This window comes from Psychrobacter sp. Pi2-52, assembly GCF_904846705.1.
GTDB lineage: Bacteria > Pseudomonadota > Gammaproteobacteria > Pseudomonadales > Moraxellaceae > Psychrobacter.
Map to the genome: position 1 here is coordinate 1 of NZ_CAJHBS010000047.1, position 1,734 is coordinate 1,734.

Here is a 1,734-nt window from a genome sequence, read left to right on the forward strand (position 1 = left end):
AAATTAATAGGATTTGTAATATTTATAATTAATTTAACGTTTGTTATCAGTCGCTTATATTATTTTTCATAAGATTGGTATGTAGATTGCATCAAGGTTAACGAGAGTTTAACTTACAAATACTCGAGGTGAATTGATGAATACTGATAACGTTCAAATTTTTAAAACTGCTCGTCGATTGTTGACAGGTGAGAACTCTAGTTATCTGCTACCTGAAGAGATGGCTAGTCTAAATGTAAAAAGACCTTTAATTGTAACGGATAAAGGTGTCAGAGACGCTGGCATTATTCAACCAGTCATTGATAATCTTAAATCAAATGGTGTTGAAAATATATTTATTTACAGTGATATTTCAGCAGAGCCAGAAACCCACATTGTTGAGGCTTGCTGTGAGACTTTCGAAGAAAATCAATGTGATGGGGTTATCGCTATAGGAGGTGGTAGCGCAATGGACACGGCAAAAGCCGTTGCGATTTATAGTGGTGAAACAAGGTCATTGAACGAGTTATTCGGTGAGGATAAGGTAGCACCTCGGAAAATTCCTTTAATTTGTATGCCAACAACAGCAGGGACAGGCTCTGAAGTTACTAATATATCAATCTTGTTGGATGTTCAAGCACAGATCAAAAAAGGCATAGTAAGTAATGAGTTACTACCAGATGTTGCTATTGTCGCTCCTGAGCTAACATTAAGTTGCCCAGCATTTGTTACTGCTGCAAGTGGTGTTGATGCGTTAGTACACGCAGTAGAGAGTTACTTATCTAACTTTGCTTCCGAAATCACTAAATCTTTATCCATTGCTGCAATCCGAATGATCGTTGATGCATTGCCCATTGCTTATCAAGAGCCTACCAATATAGCCGCACGTGAAAAAATGGCTACAGCTAGTCTAATGGCGGGGTTAGCTTTTGGTAATGCTGGCGTTGGAGCTGTACACGCGCTTGCCTATCCGCTTGGTGGTAGATTCCATTTATCTCACGGTGTTAGTAATGCGGTTATGTTCTCTCATGTAATGAGGTGGAATAGCACTAGTTGCCCAGACAAGTTTATCGATATTGCGATTGCTATGGGTGCAAACCACTCTATTAGCGAATCTGATGCAGGTGATTATGTGGTCGCCAAAATTGAAGCATTATGTGTAGCTGTAGCTATTCCTAAACAACTTAGAGAGTTCGGAATTAAGTTTGAAGATTTAAAAGAATTAGCTATCGCAGCTAGTGCTGTTGATAGATTGCTGCGAAATAATCCTAGACAACTTAGTGTCAAAGATATTGAAACTATATACCAAGAAGCCTTTTAAGGAGGAAGTCTGCTATGTCTTTATGGAAGAAGCGAACAGCAGCAGGAGAAGCATCTTATTATCCCCTAGGACCATTTAAAGTCCGATTACCCTTTCTACATTACCGTTTTGAATGGCCTGATTATTTTCAAGGTCTACTCATGTGTGCTGTTGATTTAGCCGCTATTCCGCTAATGACAGAACTACTGGGCATGCCCTTTGAAGCAGCACTTGCCATTGTGATGATCAATGGACTTTTTTATCTATTCCATCACCTATTAGGTGATCCTGTCGTACCTGGGTGGATCACACCTGCTATACCTCTACTTATTATGTATGTATCTACTTTTCCTGAAGGAGAAAGTAGAGTTCATGCGCTCTGAACCGCCCCGGGATTGTCGGAGACTCAACATTCTGAGAGAATACGACAATGAAAAAACAAACCTACACTCCTG

Annotated in this window: 2 protein-coding genes; both read left to right on the forward strand. The window is 39.7% G+C overall.

Going from position 1 to position 1,734, the window contains the following annotated elements; translation table 11 throughout:
- Positions 1–136 precede the first annotated feature (136 nt).
- Entirely contained in the window at positions 137–1,300 is a 1,164-nt protein-coding gene (locus JMY00_RS13410) for an iron-containing alcohol dehydrogenase (protein ID WP_201580525.1), read from the forward strand.
- A 140-nt stretch (positions 1,301–1,440) separates the two neighbouring features.
- Positions 1,441–1,662, forward strand: coding sequence for a hypothetical protein (locus JMY00_RS13645; RefSeq protein ID WP_240990768.1), 222 nt, complete (start codon positions 1,441–1,443; stop codon positions 1,660–1,662).
- The last annotated feature ends 72 nt before the right edge of the window (positions 1,663–1,734 follow it).